26 protein-coding genes are annotated in these 23,533 nt (G+C 70.0%); 12 read left to right on the forward strand and 14 right to left on the reverse strand.

Annotation, left to right across the window (positions count from 1 at the left end; genetic code table 11):
• Positions 1 to 58 precede the first annotated feature (58 nt).
• Positions 59 to 1,522 carry a sulfatase gene (locus ACGFNU_RS38830; protein ID WP_392601579.1) on the reverse strand — a complete coding sequence of 488 codons (1,464 nt, stop codon included), beginning with the start codon at positions 1,520 to 1,522 and terminating at the stop codon, positions 59 to 61.
• Between the two features lie 338 nt (positions 1,523 to 1,860).
• Between ACGFNU_RS38830 and ACGFNU_RS38835 the strand changes: the two genes are divergently transcribed.
• Positions 1,861 to 2,088, forward strand: coding sequence for a hypothetical protein (locus tag ACGFNU_RS38835; RefSeq protein ID WP_392601580.1), 228 nt, complete (start codon positions 1,861 to 1,863; stop codon positions 2,086 to 2,088).
• Positions 2,089 to 2,102: 14 nt separating this feature from the next.
• Here the strand turns inward: ACGFNU_RS38835 and ACGFNU_RS38840 are convergent, their stop codons facing one another.
• Positions 2,103 to 2,996 (reverse strand): SDR family NAD(P)-dependent oxidoreductase, encoded by an 894-nt coding sequence (locus ACGFNU_RS38840; RefSeq protein WP_392601581.1) that lies wholly within the window; start codon positions 2,994 to 2,996, stop codon positions 2,103 to 2,105.
• Between the two features lie 96 nt (positions 2,997 to 3,092).
• Here ACGFNU_RS38840 and ACGFNU_RS38845 point away from each other — a divergent pair, with 96 nt between their 5' ends.
• The 5 genes from ACGFNU_RS38845 (at position 3,093) to ACGFNU_RS38865 (ending at position 6,465) form a co-directional block, all read left to right on the forward strand.
• Positions 3,093 to 3,752 (forward strand): TetR/AcrR family transcriptional regulator, encoded by a 660-nt coding sequence (locus ACGFNU_RS38845; RefSeq protein WP_392601582.1) that lies wholly within the window; start codon positions 3,093 to 3,095, stop codon positions 3,750 to 3,752.
• A 113-nt stretch (positions 3,753 to 3,865) separates the two neighbouring features.
• Complete coding sequence (locus ACGFNU_RS38850; RefSeq protein WP_392601583.1) at positions 3,866 to 4,441, forward strand: dihydrofolate reductase family protein; 576 nt, start codon at positions 3,866 to 3,868, stop codon at positions 4,439 to 4,441.
• A gap of 181 nt (positions 4,442 to 4,622) precedes the next feature.
• A complete protein-coding gene (locus ACGFNU_RS38855) occupies positions 4,623 to 5,036 on the forward strand; it encodes a hypothetical protein (RefSeq protein ID WP_392601584.1) in 414 nt (137 codons plus the stop codon).
• 120 nt (positions 5,037 to 5,156) lie between these two features.
• A complete protein-coding gene (locus ACGFNU_RS38860) occupies positions 5,157 to 5,546 on the forward strand; it encodes a hypothetical protein (protein WP_392601585.1) in 390 nt (129 codons plus the stop codon).
• A gap of 424 nt (positions 5,547 to 5,970) precedes the next feature.
• Positions 5,971 to 6,465: a CAP family protein gene (locus ACGFNU_RS38865; protein ID WP_392601586.1), complete on the forward strand. Its 495-nt coding sequence runs from the start codon at positions 5,971 to 5,973 to the stop codon at positions 6,463 to 6,465.
• Between the two features lie 59 nt (positions 6,466 to 6,524).
• On the opposite strand, the gene ACGFNU_RS38870 is transcribed toward ACGFNU_RS38865, so the two are convergent.
• The 3 genes from ACGFNU_RS38870 to ACGFNU_RS38880 form a co-directional block, all read right to left on the reverse strand.
• Positions 6,525 to 7,187, reverse strand: coding sequence for a response regulator (locus ACGFNU_RS38870; protein ID WP_392601587.1), 663 nt, complete (start codon positions 7,185 to 7,187; stop codon positions 6,525 to 6,527).
• The gene (locus tag ACGFNU_RS38875) at positions 7,184 to 8,290 is read right to left on the reverse strand and encodes a sensor histidine kinase (protein ID WP_392601588.1); all 1,107 of its coding nucleotides are present in this window, start codon (positions 8,288 to 8,290) and stop codon (positions 7,184 to 7,186) included. The genes ACGFNU_RS38870 and ACGFNU_RS38875 overlap by 4 nt, the downstream gene beginning before the upstream one ends.
• Before the next feature lie 85 nt (positions 8,291 to 8,375).
• Positions 8,376 to 9,089 (reverse strand): DsbA family protein, encoded by a 714-nt coding sequence (locus tag ACGFNU_RS38880; protein WP_392601589.1) that lies wholly within the window; start codon positions 9,087 to 9,089, stop codon positions 8,376 to 8,378.
• A 112-nt stretch (positions 9,090 to 9,201) separates the two neighbouring features.
• On the opposite strand from ACGFNU_RS38880, the gene ACGFNU_RS38885 reads away from it, so the two are divergent.
• On the forward strand, positions 9,202 to 9,804 hold the full coding sequence (locus ACGFNU_RS38885) for a TetR/AcrR family transcriptional regulator (protein WP_392601590.1): 603 nt from the start codon (positions 9,202 to 9,204) through the stop codon (positions 9,802 to 9,804).
• Positions 9,805 to 9,807: 3 nt separating this feature from the next.
• On the opposite strand, the gene hisC is transcribed toward ACGFNU_RS38885, so the two are convergent.
• The 4 genes from hisC to pdhA are packed head-to-tail and all read right to left on the reverse strand — an operon-like array spanning position 9,808 to position 14,353.
• The gene (gene hisC / locus ACGFNU_RS38890; protein ID WP_392601591.1) at positions 9,808 to 10,863 is read right to left on the reverse strand and encodes a histidinol-phosphate transaminase; all 1,056 of its coding nucleotides are present in this window, start codon (positions 10,861 to 10,863) and stop codon (positions 9,808 to 9,810) included.
• A gap of 16 nt (positions 10,864 to 10,879) precedes the next feature.
• Positions 10,880 to 12,247 carry a dihydrolipoamide acetyltransferase family protein gene (locus ACGFNU_RS38895; protein ID WP_392601592.1) on the reverse strand — a complete coding sequence of 456 codons (1,368 nt, stop codon included), beginning with the start codon at positions 12,245 to 12,247 and terminating at the stop codon, positions 10,880 to 10,882.
• A complete protein-coding gene (locus ACGFNU_RS38900) occupies positions 12,244 to 13,260 on the reverse strand; it encodes an alpha-ketoacid dehydrogenase subunit beta (protein WP_392601593.1) in 1,017 nt (338 codons plus the stop codon). The genes ACGFNU_RS38895 and ACGFNU_RS38900 overlap by 4 nt, the downstream gene beginning before the upstream one ends.
• 1 nt (position 13,261) lies before the next feature.
• A complete protein-coding gene (pdhA, locus tag ACGFNU_RS38905; RefSeq protein WP_392601594.1) occupies positions 13,262 to 14,353 on the reverse strand; it encodes a pyruvate dehydrogenase (acetyl-transferring) E1 component subunit alpha in 1,092 nt (363 codons plus the stop codon).
• A 120-nt stretch (positions 14,354 to 14,473) separates the two neighbouring features.
• Between pdhA and ACGFNU_RS38910 the strand changes: the two genes are divergently transcribed.
• Entirely contained in the window at positions 14,474 to 14,989 is a 516-nt protein-coding gene (locus tag ACGFNU_RS38910; RefSeq protein WP_392601595.1) for an Lrp/AsnC family transcriptional regulator, read from the forward strand.
• Positions 14,990 to 15,019: 30 nt separating this feature from the next.
• Here the strand turns inward: ACGFNU_RS38910 and ACGFNU_RS38915 are convergent, their stop codons facing one another.
• Entirely contained in the window at positions 15,020 to 15,475 is a 456-nt protein-coding gene (locus tag ACGFNU_RS38915; protein ID WP_392601596.1) for a GbsR/MarR family transcriptional regulator, read from the reverse strand.
• 126 nt (positions 15,476 to 15,601) lie between these two features.
• Between ACGFNU_RS38915 and ACGFNU_RS38920 the strand changes: the two genes are divergently transcribed.
• From ACGFNU_RS38920 to ACGFNU_RS38930, 3 genes are all read left to right on the forward strand, one after another.
• Positions 15,602 to 17,146, forward strand: a complete 1,545-nt coding sequence (locus ACGFNU_RS38920) for a GMC family oxidoreductase (RefSeq protein ID WP_392601597.1) — start codon at positions 15,602 to 15,604, stop codon at positions 17,144 to 17,146.
• 46 nt (positions 17,147 to 17,192) lie between these two features.
• Complete coding sequence (locus tag ACGFNU_RS38925; protein WP_392601598.1) at positions 17,193 to 18,602, forward strand: aldehyde dehydrogenase family protein; 1,410 nt, start codon at positions 17,193 to 17,195, stop codon at positions 18,600 to 18,602.
• Positions 18,603 to 18,709: 107 nt separating this feature from the next.
• Entirely contained in the window at positions 18,710 to 19,822 is a 1,113-nt protein-coding gene (locus ACGFNU_RS38930; protein WP_392601599.1) for a M20 family metallopeptidase, read from the forward strand.
• Here ACGFNU_RS38930 and ACGFNU_RS38935 read toward each other — a convergent pair whose 3' ends face one another.
• Both ACGFNU_RS38935 and ACGFNU_RS38940 read right to left on the reverse strand, forming a co-directional pair.
• On the reverse strand, positions 19,823 to 20,608 hold the full coding sequence (locus ACGFNU_RS38935; protein WP_392601600.1) for a hypothetical protein: 786 nt from the start codon (positions 20,606 to 20,608) through the stop codon (positions 19,823 to 19,825).
• Positions 20,505 to 21,269 (reverse strand): serine/threonine-protein kinase, encoded by a 765-nt coding sequence (locus tag ACGFNU_RS38940; protein WP_392601601.1) that lies wholly within the window; start codon positions 21,267 to 21,269, stop codon positions 20,505 to 20,507. The genes ACGFNU_RS38935 and ACGFNU_RS38940 overlap by 104 nt, the downstream gene beginning before the upstream one ends.
• 263 nt (positions 21,270 to 21,532) lie before the next feature.
• On the opposite strand from ACGFNU_RS38940, the gene ACGFNU_RS38945 reads away from it, so the two are divergent.
• Positions 21,533 to 22,162: a hypothetical protein gene (locus ACGFNU_RS38945; RefSeq protein ID WP_392601602.1), complete on the forward strand. Its 630-nt coding sequence runs from the start codon at positions 21,533 to 21,535 to the stop codon at positions 22,160 to 22,162.
• 16 nt (positions 22,163 to 22,178) lie between these two features.
• On the opposite strand, the gene ACGFNU_RS38950 is transcribed toward ACGFNU_RS38945, so the two are convergent.
• Positions 22,179 to 22,481: an NIPSNAP family protein gene (locus ACGFNU_RS38950; protein WP_392601603.1), complete on the reverse strand. Its 303-nt coding sequence runs from the start codon at positions 22,479 to 22,481 to the stop codon at positions 22,179 to 22,181.
• A gap of 246 nt (positions 22,482 to 22,727) precedes the next feature.
• Complete coding sequence (locus ACGFNU_RS38955; protein ID WP_392601604.1) at positions 22,728 to 23,444, reverse strand: AraC family transcriptional regulator; 717 nt, start codon at positions 23,442 to 23,444, stop codon at positions 22,728 to 22,730.
• Between the last annotated feature and the right edge of the window lie 89 nt (positions 23,445 to 23,533).

The following is a 23,533-nucleotide window of genomic DNA, read 5'->3' on the forward strand; positions in this document are numbered from 1 at the left end:
CGCCGCTGACCGTAGAAACGGCCTCTCACCAGTTCTGGTGAGAGGCCGTTGGCGCGGACTATTTCTGGCAGTCGCGCCCCTTGCAGGTGGTCAGCTCACGCAGCATCGACTTCAGCTTTTTCAGTTGTCCGGGAGAAAGGCTGTTGACGGTGTTGTCGAGCTGGTTCGGGTCGCGGCGGATGTCGTAGTACTCGCGTTGGCCGTTGGCATATTCCACGTAGAGTTCGCGGGTGGTGCGCAGCGCGGAATAGGTCGGGGGATTGCCGGCGGGCGCGGCCTGGAAGTCCGGGTCGGACGCGACGGTGGACGGGCCGTGGTGCTCGACGAGTACGCCGTCGCGCGGGTTATGCGGGCTCTTGCCGGTGAGGTAGGGCACCAGCGAGATCCCGTCCACCTGCGCCGGGGGCTTGGCGCGGCCGAGCGCGGTGAAGGTCGGGCACAGGTCGGTGTTCTGCGTGAGCGCGCTGACGGTGCGCCCGGCGGGCACGCCCGGCCCGGTGACGATCAGCGGCACCTTGATGTCGGTGTCGTACGCCGTCTGCTTCCCGCCCGTGAGGCGGTGTTCACCCATGTGGAAGCCGTTGTCCGACGTGAACACGAAGTAGGTGTTGCGGTCGGCGCCGCTGGCCCTGAGCGAGGCCTGGAGGTCGCCGATCGCCTTGTCGATCGCCAGCACCGACCGGGCACGCTTGCGGAAGTTGGCGTCGATCGTGTTGATCTGCTTCTTGGTGAGCTTCGGACGGCCCTTGATCCAGTCGGGCTTGTCGGACATGTCGGCTTCATTGAAGGCCGGCGTGCGCGGTGCCTTGAGGTTCGGGAACTTGCCCTTGTCGCGCGGGGCCGGGGTGGACGGGCCGTGCGGCGTGAAGACCGAGAGCTCCAGCATGAACGGCTTCTTGGCGGCGACCGACCGCTTGGCGAAGTCGATGCCCTTCCGCGAAAGCACATCGGTGAGGTAATCGGAGGGCTTGTTGCCGTACGAGACGACGCGTCCGTTCTCGTTCAGCTTGTAGTTGTAGTTCGGATAGCCGTTCCCGGCGACGTACCATTCGCTCCAGCCGGGCGGAACCGCCATCGTGGGCTGATAGCCGTTGAGGTACTTGCCGAGCAGGGCCGTGTTGTATCCGGCGGCTTTGAGCGAGGTCGCGAAGGTGCGCTTCTGGTTGCCCTTCCGGTTGAACGTGGCGTAGCCGCCGTCGGAGCCCTGATTGGTGAAGACCCCGGTGTTGTGCGGATAGCGGCCGGTCATCATCGTGGCCCGCGACGGGCAGCACAGCGAATCGGTCACGAAATAGTTCGAGAACGTCATGCCGCGCTGCTGCATTCGCTGCACATTCGGCATGTAGGGGAGCAGATTCGAGGCCAGGTCATCGGTGAGCACGAACACGATGTTCGGCCGGGTTTCGGGTCCCGCCGCACTGGCCTTTTCCACGGACCGCGTGGGTGAGCCGGTGCCGCAGGACGCGGTGGCGATGACCGCCATGGCCGCTGCGGCGACTATCGCGAGTTTCCGAGGGGGCATGACTGCCTTCCTGGTACCTGAGGGGAGCGATCGTGCGGAAGCTTAGCGACCGAACTTATGCGCCACTTATGGAAAAGGCTGGGGAAACGCTGAGAGATTCGGACGGATGATCATGCCCGGGGTCGAATCGGGCACCTGGAACACCTCCGGCCCAGGCGGGCCGCGACCGGCGGGGTGGCGTCGCCCACAGACCGTCCGGGTCCGGCCACGGTGGCCGTGGAGGCCTAAACTCTATCTATATAGAGTTAAGGTATGGCGCGTTCTCGACGTCCCTCCGCCCAGACGACGGGCTCGTCCTGCGTTATTGGTGGCCGGGGATCGGCTCCCGGCTGTCGGCGATGTATCCGCCGGAGCGGTTGCTGGCGGCCGCGGTGGCGGCGCTGCCCGAACGCCGACGCGAGTGGGGCCGGGCGATGCTCGCCGAACTGGCGGGAATCGAGACCCGATCGGCTCGGTGGCGCTTCGCGTTCAGCATCTTCCCCGTCTTCGGCCTCACCCTCGGAGTGATCGGCGCCGGCCTGGGAGCCCGAACTCCCCGTCCACCCGCAGCCCAACCACCCACCTGACCCGAGCCGCGGGTTCAGACGGGGAACTTCACGCCGGTGAGGTTCTCGGAGACGGCCCACAGCCGTTGCTGGACGGCCACGTCGTGGGACTCCGGGCTGGACTCGGCGATCCGCGGGTGTCCCCGGTACCCGCGCATCCCGTCCGGACCGTAGTACTGGCCGCCGAGGACGGCGGGATCGGTGGCCGCGCGGAGGGTCGGGAGTGCGCCCATGTCCGGCCTCTGGCTCATCAAGGGCGCGATCAAGGGGTTGATCAACCGCATCGCGGCGGGGGAGTTGCGCATGAGATCGGTGTTGGCCAGGCCCGGGTGCGCCGCCACGGCGATCGTGGTGCCGTGCCGTGCGAGCCGGCGTTGTAGCTCGTAGGTGAACATCAGGTTCGCCAGCTTCGACTGCCCGTAGGCCGCGACCCGGCTGTAGGACCGCTCCGACTGCAGGTCGTCGAAGTGGATCGCGGCCCGGATGCGGTGACCGACGCTGCTGACCGTCACCACGCGCGAGCCGGGCACGGGAAGCAGCCGGTCCAGCACCAGCCCGGTGAGCGCGAAGTGCCCGAGGTGGTTGGTTCCGAACTGCAGCTCGAACCCGTCCCGCGTGGTCTGCCGGGGCGGGTACATCACGCCGGCGTTGTTGATCAGCAGGTCGATCCTCGGGTGCGTGGCACGCAGGCCGGCCGCGGCGGCGCGGACGGACTCCAGTGACGTCAGGTCCAGTTCCTGCACGGTGACGTCGCCCTGAATGCGGGCAGCCGCCTGCTTGCCCTTCTCGACGTTGCGCACGGCGAGCACCACCGTCGCCCCGTGCTCGGCGAGGGCCCTGGCCGTCTCGAAGCCGAGCCCGGTGTTCGCGCCGGTCACGACCGCCACCCGGCCGGTGTGGCCGGGGATGTTCCGCTCATTCCACTTCATGCCGATCTCCTTTCAGACCGTTGGTCTCTTATGCGTTCGACGGTAAGAGACCGATGGTCTGCTGTCAAGAGACCGACGGTTTGTAAACTGGGACGCATGACGTTCCAGCGGGCACGCAATGAGGAGCAGCGCGAGATCCGGCGCCAGACGATCCTGGACACGGCGGCGGCGATGCTCGACGAGATGCCGGTGGCCGACGTGACGCTCAACGAGCTGAGCCGGCGGGTCGGGCTGGCCAAGTCGAACGTGCTGCGTTACTTCGAGTCCCGCGAGGCGGTGCTGTTCGAACTGCTGGAGCGCGCCGTCGCGAGGTGGCTGGCGCAGGTGCCGGACGAACTGGCCGAGGGCGTCGACGCGCGCCTGTCAGCGCGCGAGCGCGGCGACCAGGTGGCCGCGGTGCTCGGCGCGTCCCTCGCACGCCAGACGGTGTTGCTCGATCTCCTCAACGCGCAGACCAACGTGCTGGAGCACAACGTGTCCGTCGACGTCGTCGTGCGGCACAAGCGGTCCGCCATCGCCGGCATCACGACGACGGCCGACCTCCTCCGCCGCCACGTCCCCGAACTCGGCGACGGCGCCCGGACGGTGGCTCTGATGATGTTGATCATGGCCGGTGCCCTGTCAACGTACTGCCGGCCCTCCGCCAGCGCGCTCGCCGCCTACGAGGCCGACCCCACCGTGAGCGAGCTCCGGATCGACCTGCGCGCCACCCTTGAGCACACCGTCGCCACACTGATCAGGGACACGCTCAATTGAGCCCGGAAAGTTTTTGAAAGAAATCTGGAAGGGGGTGTCGGGTCGGGCCAGTGGTGTTCGTAGCAAGAGTGAGTCCGCCACAAGGCGCGGGCGACTTCCCGTAAGGAGACACCATGGCTGCCACCTACACCTTCGACATCTTCTCCACGCTCGACGGCTTCGCCAACCACGAGGGCGACTGGGGCGGCTACTGGGGCAAGCAGGGCCCCGAGTTCCTCGCGCACCGCGCCGCCGCCTACCGCGACTCGCTGCGCATGGTGCTCGGCGCCAAGACCTACTCCTCCAACGCGCCGTTCCTCAAGCCGGGCTTTGACCGCAGCGTGTTCGACGGGTGGATCACGCGCATGTTCGACTCTCCGGTCACGGTGATCTCCAGCGGGCTGACCGAGCCGCTCGACTGGCCGGGCACCACCATCGAGTCCGGCGACCCGGTCGAGGTGGTCAGGCGGCTCAAGGCCGAATCGGACGTGCCGCTGCGCTCCCACGGCAGCCTGACGCTCAACCGGGCCCTGCTGAACGCCGGCCTGGTCGACGCCATCGAGGTGACGGTCTTCCCGGTGATCTCCGGCGCGACCGGCGTGGACCGGATCTTCGACGGCGCCGGCGACTTCGACCTCGAACTGCTCCAGGCCCAGACCTTCGACGGCCACACCCAGGTGCTGACCTACCAGCCGACCCGACACGGTTGAGTGCTACGCGTCCGAAGCACTGGGACCAGGCGTTCTCGCACACAATGACCGACCCTTTACTCTCTGTGACCGGACGTGGTCTGGTGCGAGTAGTGGATCTGCGTACCGGCAAAGTTCCCAGCGGAGTGAGCGAGTCCGCGGGATTCCGCGGCCACCACCTGCCCAGAAGGGAACAACCCTCATGAAGAAAGGCGCCCTGACCACCGCGCTGGCCGGCATCTGCGGCACGGTGTTCGTGCTCACCAGCGGCGGCGCGAGCGCTGTGGCAAGTTCAGCCTCCGCGCTGGCCGACTGCCAGGTCGGCTCGGCACCGAGTCTGACCTACAGCAACGTCGAGGTGAACACGGCGTTCAGCGTGTCCTGCACCACGGCACGTTCCGTCGCGGTGCGCTTCGTCGTCTATGACGCACAGAACGCCCCACTGGCCTGGGGAGACGGGGACGTGAAGTTCGTCCCGGGCGACGGCCAGTGGTACTCCATGTCAGGCCACTACAGCTGGGGGACCCCGCTGCCGGTCGCCCGCGCATGTGAGTGGATCGACCAGATCGGCCCGGTCGGACGCGTGGAGCTCTATTCCGCGTGCACGTTCTCGTAACGAATCCAACGTTCGCGTGACCAGTTGGCGAACAGTACATGCAAGATCTTTTGCCGGAGTGGTCCGTTCGATCAAGATCAGCAGCGGGCGGAGCAAGATCCACTCAAGGTAAGGGGAACGATGAAGAAAGTCCTCAGGACCGCTGTTGTCGGCGCCGGTGTGGCCACGGCATGCTTCGCGCTCGCGCAGCCGGCGCTGGCCAACTCGTTCTCGAAGGCGGTCGGCGACGGCACCGTCAGCTACAACGACGACTCGGACTCGTTCTGCGCGCAGGCGTACAACACCGAGGGCCTGCGTTCGGTGACGGTGAAGCTGACGCCGATCAGCGGGTCCGGCCCGAGCCACCACTGGACGGACAAGAACGTCAACTACTCCGGCGGCAACTCCGGCCCCACGTGCCGGAGCCTCGCCACCGCTTACGAGGACACCCAGTACCGCGCCGAGATCTGGTCCTACTGGGGCGAGCGGGGCACCACGGTCAGCCGTGGCTCCGTGACCTTCTACAGCTGATCGCGGCTTTGGCTCCCCGCATGCCGTCGCGCGGTATGCGGGGAGTTCCGCATTGGCCGGCAGGGATTCCGCGGCACGGCTGGTGCGCCCGAGAAGAGTCGGACTGCCAGGGACGGACAGCGGTTCTGTGTCCGCGGGGGGCCATAGTTTCGGTCTTTGGGGATGGCGCTGGCCTATCCCGGTCCTGGCATCTCCGGTTCCGCTTGCGTCGGCAGGCAAGTGCGCCTTCGCCACATCCGCTTCATTGTGAGGGCGGCTGGAATGGCGGGGCTTCGCTTTGGCGCCGTCCGAATCCGTTTCAGACAGGCCTGACCGACTCGGCCGTCTTGTGACGTTGCGGAGTGGGGCGAAGACTCTGTGCGGAAGTCGGGGCCGACGGAGGCCGCGACCGGACAGGCACTCCGGTGCCGTCAAGAGGTGCATCATGGCCGCAACTCGCGCAGCACTGCCCGACAGCACGACCGAGGCGTTCCAGACCGAGGCGCTCGCCGCGGCGAACGCCGACCGGGCCAGGCACCACGCGCCGGCGCTGGTGCTGGACGCCGACCTCTGCAAGTACGCCAAGGAGCGGGCGGCGTCCCGGTCCCAGTCGGAGAAGCTCAGCGCGGGCCACTCCGACCTGCGTGACGGTACGGGCGAGAACATCTTCTGGGGCGCCGGCTCGTCGTCCACTCCGCGGACGGGCTCGGACGCGGTCAAGTCCTGGTACAACGAGATCTCCGACTACGACTTCAACAAGCCGGAGTTCACCCCCAGCTCCGGGCACTTCACGCAGCTCGTGTGGAAGGGCAGCACGAAGGTCGGCATCGGACGCGTCTCGGGCCAAGGGTCGACCTACTACGAGACCTACATCGTCTTCGTCTTCGAGCCGCCCGGGAACATGGAGGGCGAGTTCGCCGACAACGTCCTGCGCGCCTAGGAACAAATGCCGCGGGTCGACGGAGGCGGCTGGATCGCCGGCGTGATCGCTGTGGCTGTTCAGCGGTCGCGGGGGACGACCAGGCCCGACTCGTACGCGAGGACCACGAGCTGGGCGCGGTCGCGGGCGTGGAGCTTGGTCATCGCCCGGTTGACGTGGGTCTTCGCGGTCAGCGGGCTGATCACCATGCGGGCGGCGATCTCCTCGTTCGACAGGCCCTGCGCGACCAGGGCGACGGCCTCGCGTTCGCGGTTGGTCAGTTCCTTCAGCCCGGTGCCGGCCGGGGTGGGGAACGGCTGGCTGACGTACCGTTCGATCAGGCGGCGGGTGATGGACGGGGCCAGCAGAGCGTCGCCACGGGCGGCGACGCGTACGGCGTGGAGGAGGTCCTCGGGGACGATGTCCTTGACCAGGAACCCGGCGGCGCCCGCGCGCAGCGCGTTGAACACGTACTCGTCGAAGCCGTAGTTGGTCAGGATGACGACGCGCACGCCGGTGAGGGCCGGGTCCGCGGCGATGCGCCGGGTCGCCTCGATGCCGTCCATCACCGGCATCTGGACGTCGACGAGGGCGAGGTCGGGCAGGTGTTCCCGGATGACGTGCAGGCCCTCCTCGCCGTTCCCTGCCTCGGCCACCACCTCGATGTCCTCCTCGACGTCCAGGAGCGCGCGAAAGCCGCTGCGCAACAGCGGCTGGTCGTCCACGAGCACGACACGGATCATGTCGGCAGCTCGGCCTGGACGGTGAAGCCGCCGTCGCTGCGCGGTTCCGCGCGCAGGCGGCCGCCGAGCGAGGTGACCCGCTCGCGCATCCCCAGCAGGCCGACGCCGGGCACCGGCGTGAGGTCAGGGGTGGCCTTGCCGTCGTCATCGACGCTGATGGCGAGCGCGTCCGGGCGGTAGGCGATCCGTACCGACGCGGTCGCCGCGGCGGCGTGCCGGGCGACGTTGGTGAGCGACTCCTGGACGATCCGGTAGGCGGTGAGGTCCACGGCGGCCGGGACGTCGTGGCGCTGCCCATCGACCGTCAACGTCGCGTCCAGACCGGCCGCGCGGGCCCGTTCCACCAGCTCCGGGACGTGGTCGAGCCCGTGCGGGACGGCCGTGTCGTCGTCGCGCAGGACCTCCAGGGTCGCGCGCAGCTCCCGGGTCGCCTCCCGGCCCGCCTCCTGGATCGCCAGCAGCGCCTCCGGCACCTGCTCGCCGCGCTTGCGGGCCAGATGCACGGCGACCTCGGCCTGCACCTTGATGATGGAGATCTGGTGGGTGAGCGAGTCGTGCAGCTCGCGGGCGATGTGCACGCGCTCCTCTTCGGCGCGGCGGCGCGCGGTCTCCTCGCGGGTGCGTTCGGCCTCGTCGGCCCGCCGCTCGGCCTGCCGCAGCGCCTCGCCCGCGGCACCGGCGGCGATCAGCCACGCGAGTTCGAGGGAGTCGCGGGCCTGGGCCAGCGTCTGCGCCGTCGACAGGCCGTGCGGGAGGGCCAGCGCCGTGAGCTGCATCGCCACCACGAGCGTCACCGACCCCGCCACCGTGATGGCGCGGTGCCCGGCCCGGACCGCCCCGTACACCGCGACCAGGAAGGCGATGCCGGGCACGTCGAAACCGGCCGCCAGGTAGGCCGTCGCGCACAGCCCGGTGACGGCCAGGACGGTGAGCGGCGCCCGCTGCCGCGCGGCCAGCGCCAGCCCGGCGACCACCGGCAGCACGTAGGTGAGAAGGTCCATGTACCCGCCGGGATGCCGGCCCGACAACCCGGCGAACAGCAGCATCGCCGCCGCGCCCACGGCGATCGCCCAGTCTCGGACGCCGGACGGTTCTGAGCTCATGCGTGAACGGTAGCCCGATCCCGTGACATGCGAATCCTGCCGGCGGACGACCCCTTGGCTACCACGCCCGCAGTAGGCGCCGGCGTCAGGCTGCGGCACACGTGGCCTGCCGCAACTCATTCCGGAGGGCCGCGAGGGACACGGCTCCGACGAGGACGGTCCCGTCCGGGAACCGGAAGACCGGTACTCGCGGGCCGGATCCGCGACCGGACCGCGCGAGGCGCGCGTCGAGCAGCTCACCGTTCCAGGGCACGCCGAGCACGGACGCCAGGCTCCGCAGCACGCCCGCGTCGGCGATGTCGAGGCCGTCGGTGAAGTAGGCGCGGTAGAGGCGGACGGCCATGTCCTCGGCCGTGCCGTGCACGGCCGCCGCCGCGATCAGCCGGTGGGCGTGGAAGGTGTCGGCGGGGACGATCCGGTCGAGGTTCATCACCAGGCCGTCCACAGCCGCCGCCCGCACGATCCGCTCGGCCCGCGCGGCGGAGGCCAGTTGAGGATGGACGCGCCCCGGCGACGCCCCCGCGACGTCGGACACTCCGACGACGTCGTACGCGCCCGCGACGCCATATGTCTCCGCGGCGTGGCGCGTGCCCGCGGCGGGCTGCGTGCCCACGGCCTCGTGCTTCTCCGCGGCGTGGCGCGTGCCCGCGGCGGGGTGCGTCTCCGCGATGTCGTACGGCCTGAAGGTGACTTCGAGCTCGGCGCCGCCCGCCCGGTGCTCGTCGGCGGCCCGGCGGAAGCGGGCGAAGCCGAGTGCCGACCAGACGCAGGCGATGTCGTGCGCGATCTCGACCTTCATGGATCTTCCCTTACTGGCGGCACGGATCGTTCCGTGCCGCTTCAGAATGCCCAGCCACGCCCACTAAGTCAATACGGAACGTTCCGTGCCGTCTGAGCGCTATGCTGGCCCCATGTCACCCAGACGTCCCGAACGCCGTAGCGAAGAGGCCGCCAACGCCGTCATCCGGGCCGCCATGGAGCTCTGCCAGGAGGTCGGCTACCGCAAGGTCAGCATCGAGGGCATCGCCGCCCGCGCCGGCGTCGGCAAGAACACGATCTACCGCTGGTGGCCGTCCAAGGCCGCCGTGCTGCTGGACGGCCTGCTGTCCACCTGGAGGATGGACGCGCCCTTCCCCGACACCGGCGACTTCGTCACCGACATCAAGACCCAGATGGCGGCGGCCTCCCGCTTCCTCGGCGATCCGGGCGTCTTTCCCCATTACCGCGCGCTGATCGGTGAGGCCCAGCACGACCCCCAGCTGCACCAGGCCCTCTGGGACCGCTTCATCAGCCACCTGGCAGGCGCCGCCGCCGAACGCATCAGGACCGCGCAACGCCAAGGCCAGATCCGTTCCGACGCCGACCCCGTCCTGGTCACCGAGCTGCTCTACGGCGCCGCCTACTACCGCCGGCTGCTCACCCCGCGCATCGCCGACACCGACCACGTCAACGCCATCGTCGACCTGGCCCTCGCCGGCCTCGCCCCACCCCCCGCCGACGCTCCTGGCCGCTGACGCCTACTGAGCGTCGGTTTTCCAGGCTGCGGCTGCGGTGAGGAAGGCTGCGTTCTCTTCGGGAAGGCCGATGGTGACTCGGACGCCTTCTCCTGGGAACGCGCGCAGGATGACTCCGTTGTCCAGGCAGTGGTCGGTGAAGGCGGTGCTGTCTTGGCCGAGGGGCAGCCACAGGAAGTTGGCCTGGGAGTCTGGCAGCTCGTAGCCGAGTGAACGGAGTTCGTGGGTCACGCGCTCGCGCTCCTTGACCGTGAGACCGGCTCGCCTGACGACCTCTTCGTTCTCCTGGAGCGCGGCGATGGCCGCCTCCTGGGCCAGGGCGCTCACGCTGAACGGGGTCTGCGTCTTGCGCACCTGCGCGATGATCTCGGGTGCGCCGACGCAGTAGCCGACGCGGAGGCCCGCCAGCGCGTACGCCTTGGAGAAGGTTCGCAGGACGACGACGTTCGGCCTGTCTCCGAAGAGCGCCAGGGCGTCCGGCACCTCGGACGGGTCCGCGTACTCGTGGTACGCCTCGTCCACGACGACCAGCACGTGCTCGGGCAGGCGGTCGACGAAGGCGCGGAGTGGGGTCTCGCCGACTGCCGTCGAGGTCGGGTTGTTGGGGTTGCAGACGAAGACCAGGCGGGTTCGGTCGGTGACGGCCGCCGCCATCGCGTCGAGATCCTGGTGGTGGTCGCGCAGCGGGACGTGGATGGCTGCGCCGCCCGCGACGGTGGTGAGGATGGGGTACGCCTCGAACGATCGCCAGCCGAAGACGGCCTCCGTCCCTGCCGACGACACCGTGTGCAGTAGCTGTCCGCAGACTTCGGAGGAGCCCGCGCCCACGGCGATGTGGCCGGGGGCCACGCCGTGCCGGGCGGCTAGTGCTTCGAGCAGGCGGACGGCGCCCATGTCCGGGTAGCGGGAGAGCCCGCCGGTCAGCTCGGCGAGCCGCGAGGCGACGCCGGGCAGCAGGCCGTACGGGGACTCGTTGCTGGCCAGGACGATGGCCCCGGGCACCTTGCGGCCCGGCACATAGGACTGGAGTTCGATCAGAGACGGACGCACGTGCACCACGCGGGTCTCCCTTCGGTCAGGCGTGGGCCAGCAGGATCGCGGGGCTCTCGACGCAGTCGGCCACGTAGCGCAGGAAGCCGCCCGCGGCACCGCCGTCGCACACCCGGTGGTCGAACGTGAGGGACAGCTGCGTGACCTTGCGGGCGATGACCGCGCCGTCGACCACCCAGGGGCGGTCGATGATGCGGCCCACGCCGAGGAGCGCGGCCTCTGGATGGTTGATGATCGGGGTGGAGCCGTCCACGCCGAAGACCCCGTAGTTGTTGAGCGTGAACGTTCCGCCGGTCAGCGCCTCGGGCGGCAGCTTGCCCGACCGGGCCAGGCCGGTGAGCCGGGTCAGTTCCGCGGCGAGCTGCGCGGTCGTCATCAGGTGCGCGTCCCGGACCACCGGCACGACCAGGCCGCGGTCGGTCTGCGCGGCGAAGCCGAGGTTGACGTGCCCGTACCGGACGATCTCGGCGCGCTCGGTGTCGACGGAGGAGTTGAGCTCGGGGAACCGCCGCAGCCCGTCCACGCAGATGCGGGCCAAGACGGCGAGCAGCCCGATGCCGAGGTCGGGACGGGCCCGCTTCAGCGCGTCCTTCGTTTCGAGCAGGCCGGTGGCGTCGACGTCCACCCAGGTCGTGGCGTCGGGGATCTCGCTGCGGCTGCGGCTCAGCTTGTCGGCGACCGCGCGGCGGATCCCGCGCAACGGGATCCGCTCGGTCGCCGGCGTGGACGCTGCGAGGAGCGGCCGTTCGAGGGGCGGCTGTTCGGCCGGTGTCGCGGCGGCTTCGAGCGGCTTGCGGGCTTCGGCGATGGCTTGCTCGACGTCGCGGCGGAGGATCACTCCGCGCGGTCCGGTGGGGGTGACGGTGGCGACGTCCACCCCGTGCTCCCGGGCGATCCTGCGGACGAGCGGCGAGATCACGCGAGGCGCGCGTCCCGGTTCGGCTTTCCGAGGGGACGCGGACGTCCGCTCCGTCTCCGTGGGCACGGCGAATCGGGAGCCGTTGCGCCGGCGCCTGCGTCCGCCGGACGCGTGGCCGGTGCCGTACCCGATCAGGACGTTGCCCGAGCCGGCTTGTTCCTCCTCGCGGTACCGGGCCGCGGCGGGGTCGACCTCCGGGGCCGTGTCCGCGTGCACCTCGCCCGGGGGGCCGACCTCGATGAGGGGTTCGCCCACCGCCAGCACGGAGCCCGTCTCCGCGTGCAGTTTCAGCACCGTTCCGGCGAAGGGGACCGGCACCTCCACCACGGCCTTGGCGGTCTCGACGTCCACGACGTTCTGGTCGATCTCGACCGTGTCGCCGACGGCGACCTTCCACTCGACGATCTCGGCCTCGGTCAGTCCCTCGCCGAGGTCGGGCAGCCGGAACACCTGCCGCACGGCGGTGGTCGTCATGATGCCTCCCGGGCCAGGTGCAGGACGTCCGGCCGATCGTCGAACTGGAGCCGGTCGACCGCGTCGAGGATCCGGTCGACGTCCGGCAGGTGCGAGTGCTCCAGCTTCGGCGGCGGGTACGGGATGTCGAACCCGGTGACGCGCAGCACGGGAGCGGCCAGCGAGTGGAAGCACCGTTCCTGGACGCGGGCCGCGATCTCCGCGCCCACCCCGGCGAACCCCTGGGCCTCCTGGACCACCACGCAGCGGCCCGTCTTGCGCACCGACGCCGCGACGGTCTCGTCGTCGAACGGGACGATCGTGCGCAGGTCGACGACTTCGAGGGAGACGCCCTCCGCGGCCGCCGTCTCGGCCGCCTTGAGGGCCACCGGCACGCTGGGCCCGTAGGCGACCAGGGTCGCGTCGCGGCCCTCGCGCCGGACGGCCGCCCGCCCGAACCCCTCGGCCCGCCGATCGTCCAGGCTCGTCTCGTCCTTGGACCAGTACAGCCGCTTGGGCTCCATGAAGATCACCGGGTCGGGGTCGGCGATGGCGTCGCGCAGGAGCCAGTACGCGTCGGCCACGGTCGCCGGCGTGACGACCTTCAGGCCCGGCGTGTGGGCGTAGTAGGCCTCGCTGGAGTCGCAGTGGTGCTCCACGCCGCCGATGCCGCCCGCGTACGGGATGCGGATCACCAGCGGCAGCGGCACCTTGCCGCGGGTGCGGTTGCGCATCTTCGCCACGTGCGAGGCGATCTGCTCGAACGCCGGGTAGGCGAACGCGTCGAACTGCATCTCGACGACGGGACGGAAGCCGCCCATGGCCATGCCCACGGCGAGCCCGACGATCCCCGACTCGGCCAGCGGCGTGTCGAAGCAGCGGTCCTCGCCGAACTCCTTGGTGAGCCCGTCGGTGATGCGGAAAACCCCACCGAGCGGACCTACGTCCTCGCCGAAGACCAGAACCTGCTCGTCGTCGCGCAACGCGTCCCGCAGCGACGCGTTCAGCGCCTGCGCCATCGTCATCGCGGTCATGTCAGCCCTCCAACTCGGACGCCAGCTGCTCCCGCTGCTCGCGCAACTGAGGCGTGGGCTCGGCGAAGACGTGGTCGAACAGCTCGTACGGGTCGGACTCCGGATCGGCGTTCATCGCGTCCCGCAGCCGGGCGGCGAACTCTTCGGCGACCTTCTCCGCCACGGCGATCTCCTCCTCGTCGAGCAGGCCGCGGCCGCGGAGGTAGGTCTCCAGACGGAGAAGGGGGTCGGCCGATTCCCAGCGTTCGACCTCCTCGTTCTCGCGGTACCTGGTGGCGTCGTCGGCGTTGGTGTGGGCGTCCATGCGATAGGTGTGCGCCTCGACCAGGAACGGGCCGTCGCCCGTCCGCGCGTGCCGCACGGCCTCACCGAGAACCGCCAGGACGGCGACGAGGTCATTGCCGTCCACCTGCTCAGAGCGGACGCCGTACCCGATCCCCTTGTAGGCGAGGGCGGGGGCCGCGGTCTGCTTGGCCAGCGGCACCGAGATCGCGTACTTGTTGTTCTGGACGAAGAACACCACCGGCACCTGGAGCACCGCGGCGTAGTTGAGCGCCTCGTGGAAGTCGCCCTCGCTGGTGCCGCCGTCGCCGATGAACGCCATCACGACGGCGTCCTCGCCCTTGCGGCGCAGGGCCTCGGCCATGCCCACCGCGTGGATGGTCTGCGTGGCCAGCGGCGTGCACTGCGGCGCGACGCGCGTGGCCGCCGGGTCGTACCCGCAGTGCCAGCCGCCCCGCAGCAGCTCGAGCACCTCGACGGGATCGACGCCGCGCGACACCAGTGCCACCGAGTCGCGGTAGGTCGGGAACAGCCAGTCGTCCTCGCGCAGGGCGAGCACGCCGGCGATCTGGCAGGCCTCCTGCCCACGGCTGGACGGGTAGACCGCGAGCCTGCCCTGCTTGGTCAGCGCGGTCGCCTGGCGGTCGAACCGGCGGCCGAGGACCATCCGGCGGTAGGCCTCCACGAGCTGCTCGTCCGCCGGCGCCTGATATCCCTCCGGCGGCTCGACGGCCGTGCCGTCCTCGGCGACGAAGCGCACCGGAACGGCTGCGGGAAGAAGATGATCGACCGCATGTGTCCCCACGGGCATGACAGCGCTCGCTTTCTCTGGACGCTTGACACGCAAAGCGTCCTGCGACGTCGCCATCTGTTCAAGACATCGGGCACAATGAGCGACAAATAGCTAAAAACCACACCCCCTGGAGGCCAAATGTCGGGAGACGAGGGCGAACTCACGGGACGGCCGGGACATTCTGCCGACCGGCTCGACGGGGTGGACCGCGCGATCATCGCTGAGCTGCTGCGCGACGGCCGGATGTCCGTCCGTGCGCTCGCCGAACGGATCCACATCTCCCGCGCCAACGCCTACGCGCGCCTCACCCGGCTGACCGACGACGGAGTGATCACCGGCTTCACCGCCGAGCTCGCCCCGCACAAGGCGGGCCTCGGCACCAGCGCCTACATCTCGCTCACCATCGAGCAGAACACCTGGCGCGCGGTGTCGGCCAAGCTGCAGGAGATCCCCTACGTCGAGCACTTCGCGATGGTCGGCGGCGACTACGACATCCTGGTCCTGGTCAGGGCCCCGGACAACGAGGCGCTCAAGCACGTGGTGCTGGAACGCATCCAGGACATCCCCGGAATCCGCGGCACCCGCACCTGGCTGGTCTTCGACGAGGCCCGCGGCCGCGGCACCGACTGGACACCCCCGGCCGGTTCGACATGATCAAAGGATGCCGAGCATCGATTCGGCCGCTTAGCGGGATGCTTTGTAGTCCGCGAGGAGCGCTTTGAGCTGCTCCACCATGAAGGTGTAGTACTCGTGCATCTCGCGCAGGCGCTCGCGTTGCCGGGCGGGGAGGTCGGCGCCGGTCGTCTGCGCGCTCTCGGCGAGGGTCAGGAGTTCGACGGTCTGCTCCAGCTGGTGCTGGAGGCAGCCGATCCAGGCGTCGTCGCGCCACTCGTAGACGTACTGCCGCGCGCCCGGCTCCTTGAAGCGGCGCACGGTCCCGCTGATCACGAGCAGGCGCGTCGTCTCCGACATCGAGCCCTTGCTCGCGTTCAGTGCGGTCTGCAGCTCGGTCATCGTGAGGGGCGTCTCGCTGAGCATGAGAACGCCCGCGGCGCGGCCGGCCATCGGGGGCCAGCCCATCGCGCGGCCGATGCGGAGGCCGAAGTCGTCGATGAGGGCGTTCACGGCGCCGCTGGGCACGGGCTCGGCTCCAATCGATCAGGAAAAAATGAACTTTCACTCTTGACTGAACTTTCTGCCAGGGGGCAGTCTACCGCCTACAGCGGTTCGGACGTTTCCGCAGCCGTGCTCACCTGGAGGTTCGCCGTGTGGGACATCATCGTCGTTGGTGCGGGGTCCGCGGGCGCGGCTCTCGCCGCCCGTTCCGCCGAGCGAGGCAAGCGCGTTCTGCTCCTGGAAGCCGGGCCCGACTACCGGTCCGCGCAGATGCCGGAGGCGTGGCGGTCACCGAACCCGGTGAAGGCGCTGCTCGACCCCGGCGCCGCCGAGCACCTGGTCTGGATGGGCGTCGATTCCGCGCGGACCGAGAAGCAGGCGCAGGCTCCGTATTGGCGCGGCAAGGGCGTCGGCGGCAGCTCGTCCATCAACGGTCAGATCGCGATCCGCCCGCCGATGGAGGACTTCGACGACTGGGCCGCGGCGGGATGCGCCGGCTGGTCGGCGAAGGACGTCCTGCCGTACTTCGCCAGGCTGGAGGACGACGAGGAGTTCGGGGACGAGCCGTACCACGGGCGGGGCGGGCCGACGCCGATCTTCCGGATGCCGCAGGAGCGATGGGGCGGGGCGGACGCCGCCCTGTGCGCCGCCGCGCTGTCGGCCGGGCACCCTTGGGCGCCGGACGTGAACGCCCCGCATGCGAGCGGGGTCTCGCCGTACCCGATCAACTCGCGCGCCGGACGCCGGGTCTCGGTGAACGACGCGTACCTCGAACCGGCCCGTTCGCTGGGCGGCCTCACCATCCGCGGTGGCGCCCTGGTCGACCGGGTCGTCTTCGAAGGTGACCGTGCCGTGGGCGTCCAGGTCGTCGTGGACGGGACGGCGGTGACCGAGTACGCCGACGAGGTGGTGCTCAGCGCCGGGGTGATCCACTCGCCGGCGATCCTGATGCGCTCAGGGGTGGGCCCGGCCGACGACCTGCGGCGGCTGGGGATCGCGGTACGGCAGGACCTCCCGGTGGGCGTCGGAATGCAGGACCATCCGATGGTCGTCGTCGAGCTGCCCCTGACGCGGGAGGCCGCGATCAAGACGGCCGACGATCGCCACACCAACGTCTGCGTGCGCTACAGCAGCGGGGTCATGCCCAACGACATGATGTTCGTTTCGCTCAACCAGAACGTGCTGGCCATGGGAGCCGCCGACACGCGCTTCCCCGCGGGCGGCCTGGGCGTGTGGCTGAACCAGAGCTTCTCGCGCGGCGTCCTGAGACTGACGTCCGCCGACCCGCAGGCGCAGCCCGAGGTGCGGGAACGGATGTTGTCGGACGCCCGTGACCTGGAACGGCTGCGCCAAGGGGTGCGGGCGCTGGTCGAGATGGCGCGCGGCCCCGAGGTGGCCCCGCTCGTCGAGGGCTCGATCGAGGCGCGCAACAGCCGGCTGTTCGCGGTGCTGGACGACGACGCCGAACTCGACGACCACCTGCTGGCCACCGTCGTGGACGCCCAGCACGGGACCAGCACGTGCCGCATGGGAGCGCCCGACGACGCCGAAGCGGTGGTCGATCCCGAGTGCCGCGTCAAGGGCGTCGACGGCCTGCGCGTGGTCGACGCGTCGATCTTCCCCGCCGTCCCCCGGGCCAACACCAACCTGGCCTCGATCATGGTCGGCGAACTCATGGCCGACCGCCTCACCTGACCCCGCCGCCCGCCCGCCGAGCCGCATTCGTCAAGGAGAACATCGCGTGAAGACCCTGCAGAACCTGATCGGCGGAAACTGGGAGGACTCCCGTGGCGACGAGTTCCACGAGGTGATCAACCCGGCGACCGAGGAGCCCGTCGGCCGTTGTCCCAGCGGCTCGCCGGAGGACATCCGTCGAGCCGTCGACGCAGCGGTCCGCGCCCAGCCCGCCTGGGCGGCGCTGCCCGTCGCCGAACGCGTGCGGCTCCTGTCACGGTGGGCGGACACGGTCGCCGAACACGCCGCCGAACTGGCGGAGATCGAGTGCCACGAGATGGGCAAGCCAGTCGCCCTCGGCACGGCGTTCATCGGCGGCGCCGCGCAGGCGTTCAAAGCGGCAGTAGCCGAGGCCCTGGACTACGCGTTCGAGGAGACCATCACGAGCCCGGCCGGAAACACCACGATCGCGCGCCAACCGCTCGGCGCCACTGCCGTCATCGTGCCGTGGAACTTCCCGGTGCCGATGACGCTGGGGGCCCTCGGCCCGCTGCTGGCCGCGGGCAACACCGTCGTCCTCAAGCCGTCCGAACGCTCGCCGCTCTCAGCGGTACGGCTGCTCGAACTGATGGACCTGCCCGCCGGAGTGGTGAACCTCGTCCTCGGCGACGCCCGCGCCGGTGCGCCGCTGGTCGCCGACGAACGGATCGGACTCGTGCACTTCACCGGCTCCGTCGACGCCGGCCGCCGGGTCGGCGCGGAGACCGGCGGCCGGTTGCGCCGCTCGATCCTCGAACTCGGCGGGAAGGACCCGGTGGTCGTCGACGCGGGAGTCGACCCCGTCGCGACGGCCGCCGCCGTCGCCTTCGGCGCGTTCGCCAACTCCGGCCAGATCTGCACGTCGATGGAACGCGTCTACGTGCACCGCGACATCGCCGGGGAGTTCATCGACGCCCTGACCGACGCCGCCCGCACGTACACCCTCGGGGACGGGCACGACGAGACCACGGTGCTGGGCCCGCTGGTCGACCAGCGCCAGCGCGACATCGTGCACCGCCACGTCACCGACGCGGTCGAACGCGGCGCGGCCGTCCACACAGGCGGGACCGTGCCGGAGGGCAAGGGCTTCTTCTATCCCGCGACCGTTCTCACCGGCGTGGACGACTCGATGCTGGTCATGCAGGAGGAGACCTTCGGCCCGCTCGCCCCGGTCGTCATCGTGTCCTCGTTCGAGGAGGGCCTGGAGAGGGCGAGCGCCTCGCGCTTCGGCCTGGCCGCGACCGTCTACACCAACGACCCCGCGCACATGGCCGCCGCCCGCGCGATCCCCGCCGGTGTCCTCTGGGTGAACCAGTGGCAGGGCGGCGGCCCCGAGCGGCTGTACGAACCGGCCGGCGACAGCGGCATGGGCGCGACCGGCGCCAGAGCCGCCTACGACGCGGCGACCCGTCCGACCTCGATCCACACCGCAGCCTGATGACAGCCGCAAAGCAACCCGCACCCACGCAAGAAGCCGCAGCCGCAGCCGCGGCGAAGTCCGCAGCGGACGACATGGGTGCAGCTGCAAAGCGGCACGCTGCGGAGGTGGTCGCCGCCTGGAGTGACCGCCTGATCGGCCTGTCCCACCGCATCCATGCCCACCCCGAACTGGCCTTCGAGGAGACACGCGCCAGCACCTGGGTGGCCGAAGCGCTGCACATGGCCGGTTTCGAGGTGGAGCACGGCTGCTACGACCTGCCCACCGCCGTCCGCGCGACCGTCGGCTCAGGTCCGCTCCACATCGGCATCTGCGCCGAGTACGACGCGCTGCCCGACATGGGGCACGCGTGCGGGCACAACATCATCGCGGCCGCCGCGGTCGGCGCCGGAGCCGCGCTGGCGGGCCTGGCCGACGATCTGGGCCTCACCGTGACCGTGCTCGGCACCCCGGCGGAGGAGGGCGGCGGAGGCAAGGTCCTCATGCTGGAACGCGGCGCCTTCGCGGATCTCGACGCCGCGATGATGGTCCACCCCGCCGCCGTCGAGATGGCCGCGATGCCCGGATCGGCGGTGGCGCAGTTCAAGGTCTCCTACCAGGGCAAGCCCGCCCACGCCGGCGCCTACCCCGAGCGCGGCGTCAACGCGGCCGACGCGATGACCATCGCTCAGGTAGCGATCGGACTGCTCCGCCAGCAGACAACTCCCGACGACCGGATCGCCGGCATCGTCACCCAGAGCGGCACCGCACCGAACGTGATCCCCGACGCTACCGAAGGCCGATGGATCGTCCGTTCCGCAACGCTGGAGGCGCTCTCAGAGCTCAAGCCCCGCGTGCTGCGCTGTTTCGAGGCCGGAGCCCTCGCCACCGGATGCGACCTGACGATCACGCCACCGGCCCCTGACTACGCGGACCTCCGCCCGGACGCGGCCATGCTGCGCCTCTACCGGGCCAACGCCGAGGCGCTCGGCCGCGTGTTCCCGGACCTCCCCGCCGGTGCCCCGGTCGGCGCCGCCACGGACATGGGCAACGTCTCCCATGTGGTCCCCACCATCCACCCCATGCTGGGCCTGGACTGCCTGCCCGCCGTCAACCACCAGCCCGAATTCACCGCGGCATGCGCGACCCCGACCGCCGACAGGGCAGTCCTGGACGGCGCCACCGCCATGGCATGGACGGCCATCGACCTGGCCCACACCACGTCCGTCCATCAGCCCTAGTCAGTCGACGCGGCGGAAGGTTCCGCGCTCGGTGTCCTCGCTCCCGTCCTCGCGGAAGACGAAGGTCATGGTGCGGGGGCCGCGGAGTGTCAGCTCATACGACCCGCTGGACCCGCACACTCCGAACCCGCTGCCGCCGAAGTTCGCCAACATGGTCACCCGCTTGCCGTTGACCGCGATCGGCACGGCACGGCCCCGGTCACGGTAACAGTCGCTGCGGGCGACCTGGCTGACGGCTTCGGGGGCCTCGTTGTCGAGATCGAGGGTGGTCCGGGCGTCCGTGCCGGTTGTCTTGCCGACCCAGGTGCCTTTGAAGGAAGCCGGTAGCTGGAGCGGGCCCTTCGCCGACGCACGCGACATGATCGTCGTGGAGTTGACCTGGGAGGTGAACTCGGCATAGGACAGGACGCTGAGCCGGCCGTCCTTGCGCTTGCGGATGCGGAGCTCACCGTCCTCGCAGGCGTCGCCGTAATTCTTGATCTTCTTTTCGAGTACCAGCTGGTCGCCCGCCATCCGCAGCGCGCTACAGCGAGAGAGCGGATACAGGGCGGTGCCCGTCGCCTGTCCGATGGGAAGATGGATGCGGATGAGCCGCCGCCCGTTCCCGTCCACGCTGGTCGCGGTGCCCGTCCAGTCGCCGGAGAGCTCCGTGGGGACGGCCACCTGGGGCTTGTCGCTCACGTCAAAGTCGATGTTCGCGACCGCGACTCCGATGGCCACCAGCCCGAGCGGGACGCCGATGAGCGCGGCGACGAGCACGATCGACCTTGGCCACGTCCGGCTCATCGTCGTGTCCGGGCAGCCGTAGCAGGACCACCTTGGCGGTGGGACGGTCCGCGGGCTCTTTCGCCAGGCAGTCGGCGACCAGCGAACGCACGGCGCCCGGCAGCTCGCCGAGGTCCGGTGAAGCCCAGCGGATCGCATCGAAGATCTCCGCCGAGGGACCGGTTCCGAACGGCGGGCGCCCCGTCGCCGCGAACACCATGACCGAGCCCCGGGCGAACATGTCGACGGCGGAGGTGATCTGCGCCCCCTGCGCCTGCTCGGGCGCCATGTACGGAGGGGTGCCGATCACACCCTGGGTGAGCTCAGAAGACGTGTTCGCCTCGCGGGCGATACCGAAATCGATGACGCGAGGACCGCTCACGCCGAGAATGACGTTGGCGGGCTTGAAATCACGGTGCACGACCCCGGCCTTGTGGATCGCGGTCAACGCGGTGGCCGTCCCGATGGCCAGGCGTAAGAAATCGTCCCCCGCGCGCGGCCCGCTCTCCTCGACCGCCTGCTGCAAGGTCGGTCCTTCGACGTACTCGCTCACGATGTAGCGGGATGACCCAGCGAGGTCAGCGTCCACGATGCGGGCCGTGCAATGCGACGGAACCCGCCGAGCCGCTTCCACCTCGCGAACGAAGCGTTCTCCGGCCGCGACCATGACCGCTGTCGTCACGAAGCACCTTCACTGCCACCGGCACACCGTCCTTGGAGCGCCCGAGGCACACGACCCCGAACCCGCCATGGCCCGACCGCCCGTCCAGCCGGTACGGACCCAGCTCAACCGGATCTTCCCAAAGGGACCAGAACCTTCGGCTGAGCTCCGCCGCACAAGGTCGGATTACCGCTGGATCGGTATTTCGCTCGGCAGTAGACGATCTGCTGTCTAAGGTCGCTCCTATGCGCCCGTGCGGCGGACCCTGACGAACGGAAACGGCCTTGGCTCAACCCCCGGCACCACCGCCCGCCCCGCAGCCGCCGACCGGCAGGCGGACGGTCATCGCCCTCGTCGCCGTGCTCATCGTGCTGATCGGTGGCGTCATCATCTTCGTGCTGCTGAGCGACGACAGCGGGGGCGACGACGTTGCCGTTCCGATCGGCAGAGGCAAGGGGGAGCCCCCCGCGTCGTCGGGCCCCGTCGACCTGCGTGAGCCGCTGACGTTCACGCTGCTGGCAGGCACATCGAGCCCGCCCTGCAAGGCTCCGTCCCTTGCCAGCGGCAACGAATGCGTGAAGCTGGGCCCGGACGCGCTGACCGTTCGCCGCCTAGAGAAAGTCGCGGCGACGCCACCGAACCCCGCGCAGGGCTCCTCGACATGGACCGTGAGTATCACGCTGACCTCGGCGGACACGTCCGGCTTCACCGAACTGACCCGCAAGGCCGCCGAGGCGTTCAACGGCCAGTTCCCGGCCGGGCGGATGGCCATGCTCATCGGCGGCTCGCTCGTCTCCGAACCGGCGCAGGTGGCCACGCCCATCACCGGTGGTGAGGTGCAGATCTCCGGCCCCCCGTCCCAGTTCACCCAGGCCTACACCGAAACCCTCGTCCACCGCCTCATCGGCCGCTGACCGCGCCGCTCCATGATCAGCTTCTCGCTGGCAGGAGGGGGCGCATGAACGTGCGGCGGTAACGGATGACGCAGCCGCTCCGGTCACGGATCTGATCGGCGGCGATGAAGTCGGGATCGGAGCCGAACCGCGATCGGTACTGCTCGTAGGCCGCCAGGCTGTCGAAACTGAACAGCGCGCGGGCCTCATCGCTGGCGCCCTCGGCCGGCAGGAAGTACCCGTGGTGGACGCCGCCGTGCCGTTCCACCAGCTCCATCCAGGCGCGCGCGAAGCGCTCGAAGTCGTCGATCTTGCCGGGATCGATCTCGTAGTCAACCACGCAGGTGATCATCCCGACAGGCTATGCGGCACTCCGCACAGCGCCTCTTCGTCTGAGGTGGGCTGCGAAACCGGACGGCGATCACAGCGGTCTGACAGGGATGCGCTCATTGAGCTCACACTGGTCGCTCGCCCTGCTCCCGGCCCGGTCTTCCTTGACGGCGCGCGATCGCCCTCGTCTGCGGCCCTATAACGCTTGTGGCGGGACGGTGTCGCGAGGGAGTCTGAGGCAGTTCGGCGAGACCGGTCACGGGGCGGTGTAGGCGCTGGGGAGCTGGCCTGTGACCCGGCGGAACGCCTCGGCGAAGGCTGCGGGCTTGCGGTAGCCGACCGCGCGCGCCGTCGCTCGGACGGGGGCACCGTCTGCGAGGTGGGTGAGTGCGGCGCGGATGCGGGCGTGGGTGCGCCATTGTGCGAATGTCATCCCGGTCTCGGCCTGGAAGAGCCGCGTCACCGTGCGCACGCTGGTGGCGGCGTGGTCGGCCCACGCGGCGAGGTCGCGGTCGTCGGCGGGATCGGCGAGCAGGGCTTCGGTGATGTCGCGCAGGCGCGGGTCGGTCGGGATGGGGAGCTGGAACGTCGTGGTGGAGACAGGCTCCAGGAGCTCGACCAGGAGCGCCTCGGCCGGCGTACGTGCCTGTTGCGGATGCCGGTCCAGGTGCACGATCAGCTCCCGGACCAGCGGTGTGACCAGTACTCCGGTCGGCTCGGTCCATGGGGTGTGCCGCGCGTTCAGGATGACGCCGTAGCCGCGCCCGCCGCGCACCACCGCCACGGCGTGCGGGACGCCGGCGGGCATCCACAGCGCGTGGGTCGGCGGCACCAGCCAATCGCGGTCGGTGGTGCGGTGGGTGACGGTGGCCGTCTCGGACCAGCTCAGCAAGTGGAAGGGGTGCACGTGCAGGCCGAAGGAGGTACCGCGGTCGAACTCGGTCCGCGCGGTCGCCATCACGGTTCCCGGCACGCCACTCTCCGATCCTGGCCAGATCACGGCACACCTTGGCCACCGGCCGCCGTCTGGTCACCCTACCGTCGGGACGGACAGGTGAGGAG

The organism is Spirillospora sp. NPDC048911 (genome assembly GCF_043198015.1).
Taxonomy (GTDB): Bacteria; Actinomycetota; Actinomycetes; order Streptosporangiales; family Streptosporangiaceae; genus Spirillospora.

What these genes read in the sequence shown, in the direction of transcription:
- ACGFNU_RS38830 (WP_392601579.1), bottom strand. Translation starts at nt 1,522, where the DNA reads ATGCCCCCTCGGAAACTCGCGATAGTCGCCGCAGCGGCCATGGCGGTC.
- ACGFNU_RS38835 (WP_392601580.1), top strand. Translation starts at nt 1,861, where the DNA reads ATGTATCCGCCGGAGCGGTTGCTGGCGGCCGCGGTGGCGGCGCTGCCC.
- ACGFNU_RS38840 (WP_392601581.1), bottom strand. Translation starts at nt 2,996, where the DNA reads ATGAAGTGGAATGAGCGGAACATCCCCGGCCACACCGGCCGGGTGGCG.
- ACGFNU_RS38845 (WP_392601582.1), top strand. Translation starts at nt 3,093, where the DNA reads ATGACGTTCCAGCGGGCACGCAATGAGGAGCAGCGCGAGATCCGGCGC.
- ACGFNU_RS38850 (WP_392601583.1), top strand. Translation starts at nt 3,866, where the DNA reads ATGGCTGCCACCTACACCTTCGACATCTTCTCCACGCTCGACGGCTTC.
- ACGFNU_RS38855 (WP_392601584.1), top strand. Translation starts at nt 4,623, where the DNA reads ATGAAGAAAGGCGCCCTGACCACCGCGCTGGCCGGCATCTGCGGCACG.
- ACGFNU_RS38860 (WP_392601585.1), top strand. Translation starts at nt 5,157, where the DNA reads ATGAAGAAAGTCCTCAGGACCGCTGTTGTCGGCGCCGGTGTGGCCACG.
- ACGFNU_RS38865 (WP_392601586.1), top strand. Translation starts at nt 5,971, where the DNA reads ATGGCCGCAACTCGCGCAGCACTGCCCGACAGCACGACCGAGGCGTTC.
- ACGFNU_RS38870 (WP_392601587.1), bottom strand. Translation starts at nt 7,187, where the DNA reads ATGATCCGTGTCGTGCTCGTGGACGACCAGCCGCTGTTGCGCAGCGGC.
- ACGFNU_RS38875 (WP_392601588.1), bottom strand. Translation starts at nt 8,290, where the DNA reads ATGAGCTCAGAACCGTCCGGCGTCCGAGACTGGGCGATCGCCGTGGGC.
- ACGFNU_RS38880 (WP_392601589.1), bottom strand. Translation starts at nt 9,089, where the DNA reads ATGAAGGTCGAGATCGCGCACGACATCGCCTGCGTCTGGTCGGCACTC.
- ACGFNU_RS38885 (WP_392601590.1), top strand. Translation starts at nt 9,202, where the DNA reads ATGTCACCCAGACGTCCCGAACGCCGTAGCGAAGAGGCCGCCAACGCC.
- ACGFNU_RS38895 (WP_392601592.1), bottom strand. Translation starts at nt 12,247, where the DNA reads ATGACGACCACCGCCGTGCGGCAGGTGTTCCGGCTGCCCGACCTCGGC.
- ACGFNU_RS38900 (WP_392601593.1), bottom strand. Translation starts at nt 13,260, where the DNA reads ATGACCGCGATGACGATGGCGCAGGCGCTGAACGCGTCGCTGCGGGAC.
- pdhA (WP_392601594.1), bottom strand. Translation starts at nt 14,353, where the DNA reads ATGCCCGTGGGGACACATGCGGTCGATCATCTTCTTCCCGCAGCCGTT.
- ACGFNU_RS38910 (WP_392601595.1), top strand. Translation starts at nt 14,474, where the DNA reads ATGTCGGGAGACGAGGGCGAACTCACGGGACGGCCGGGACATTCTGCC.
- ACGFNU_RS38935 (WP_392601600.1), bottom strand. Translation starts at nt 20,608, where the DNA reads ATGAGCCGGACGTGGCCAAGGTCGATCGTGCTCGTCGCCGCGCTCATC.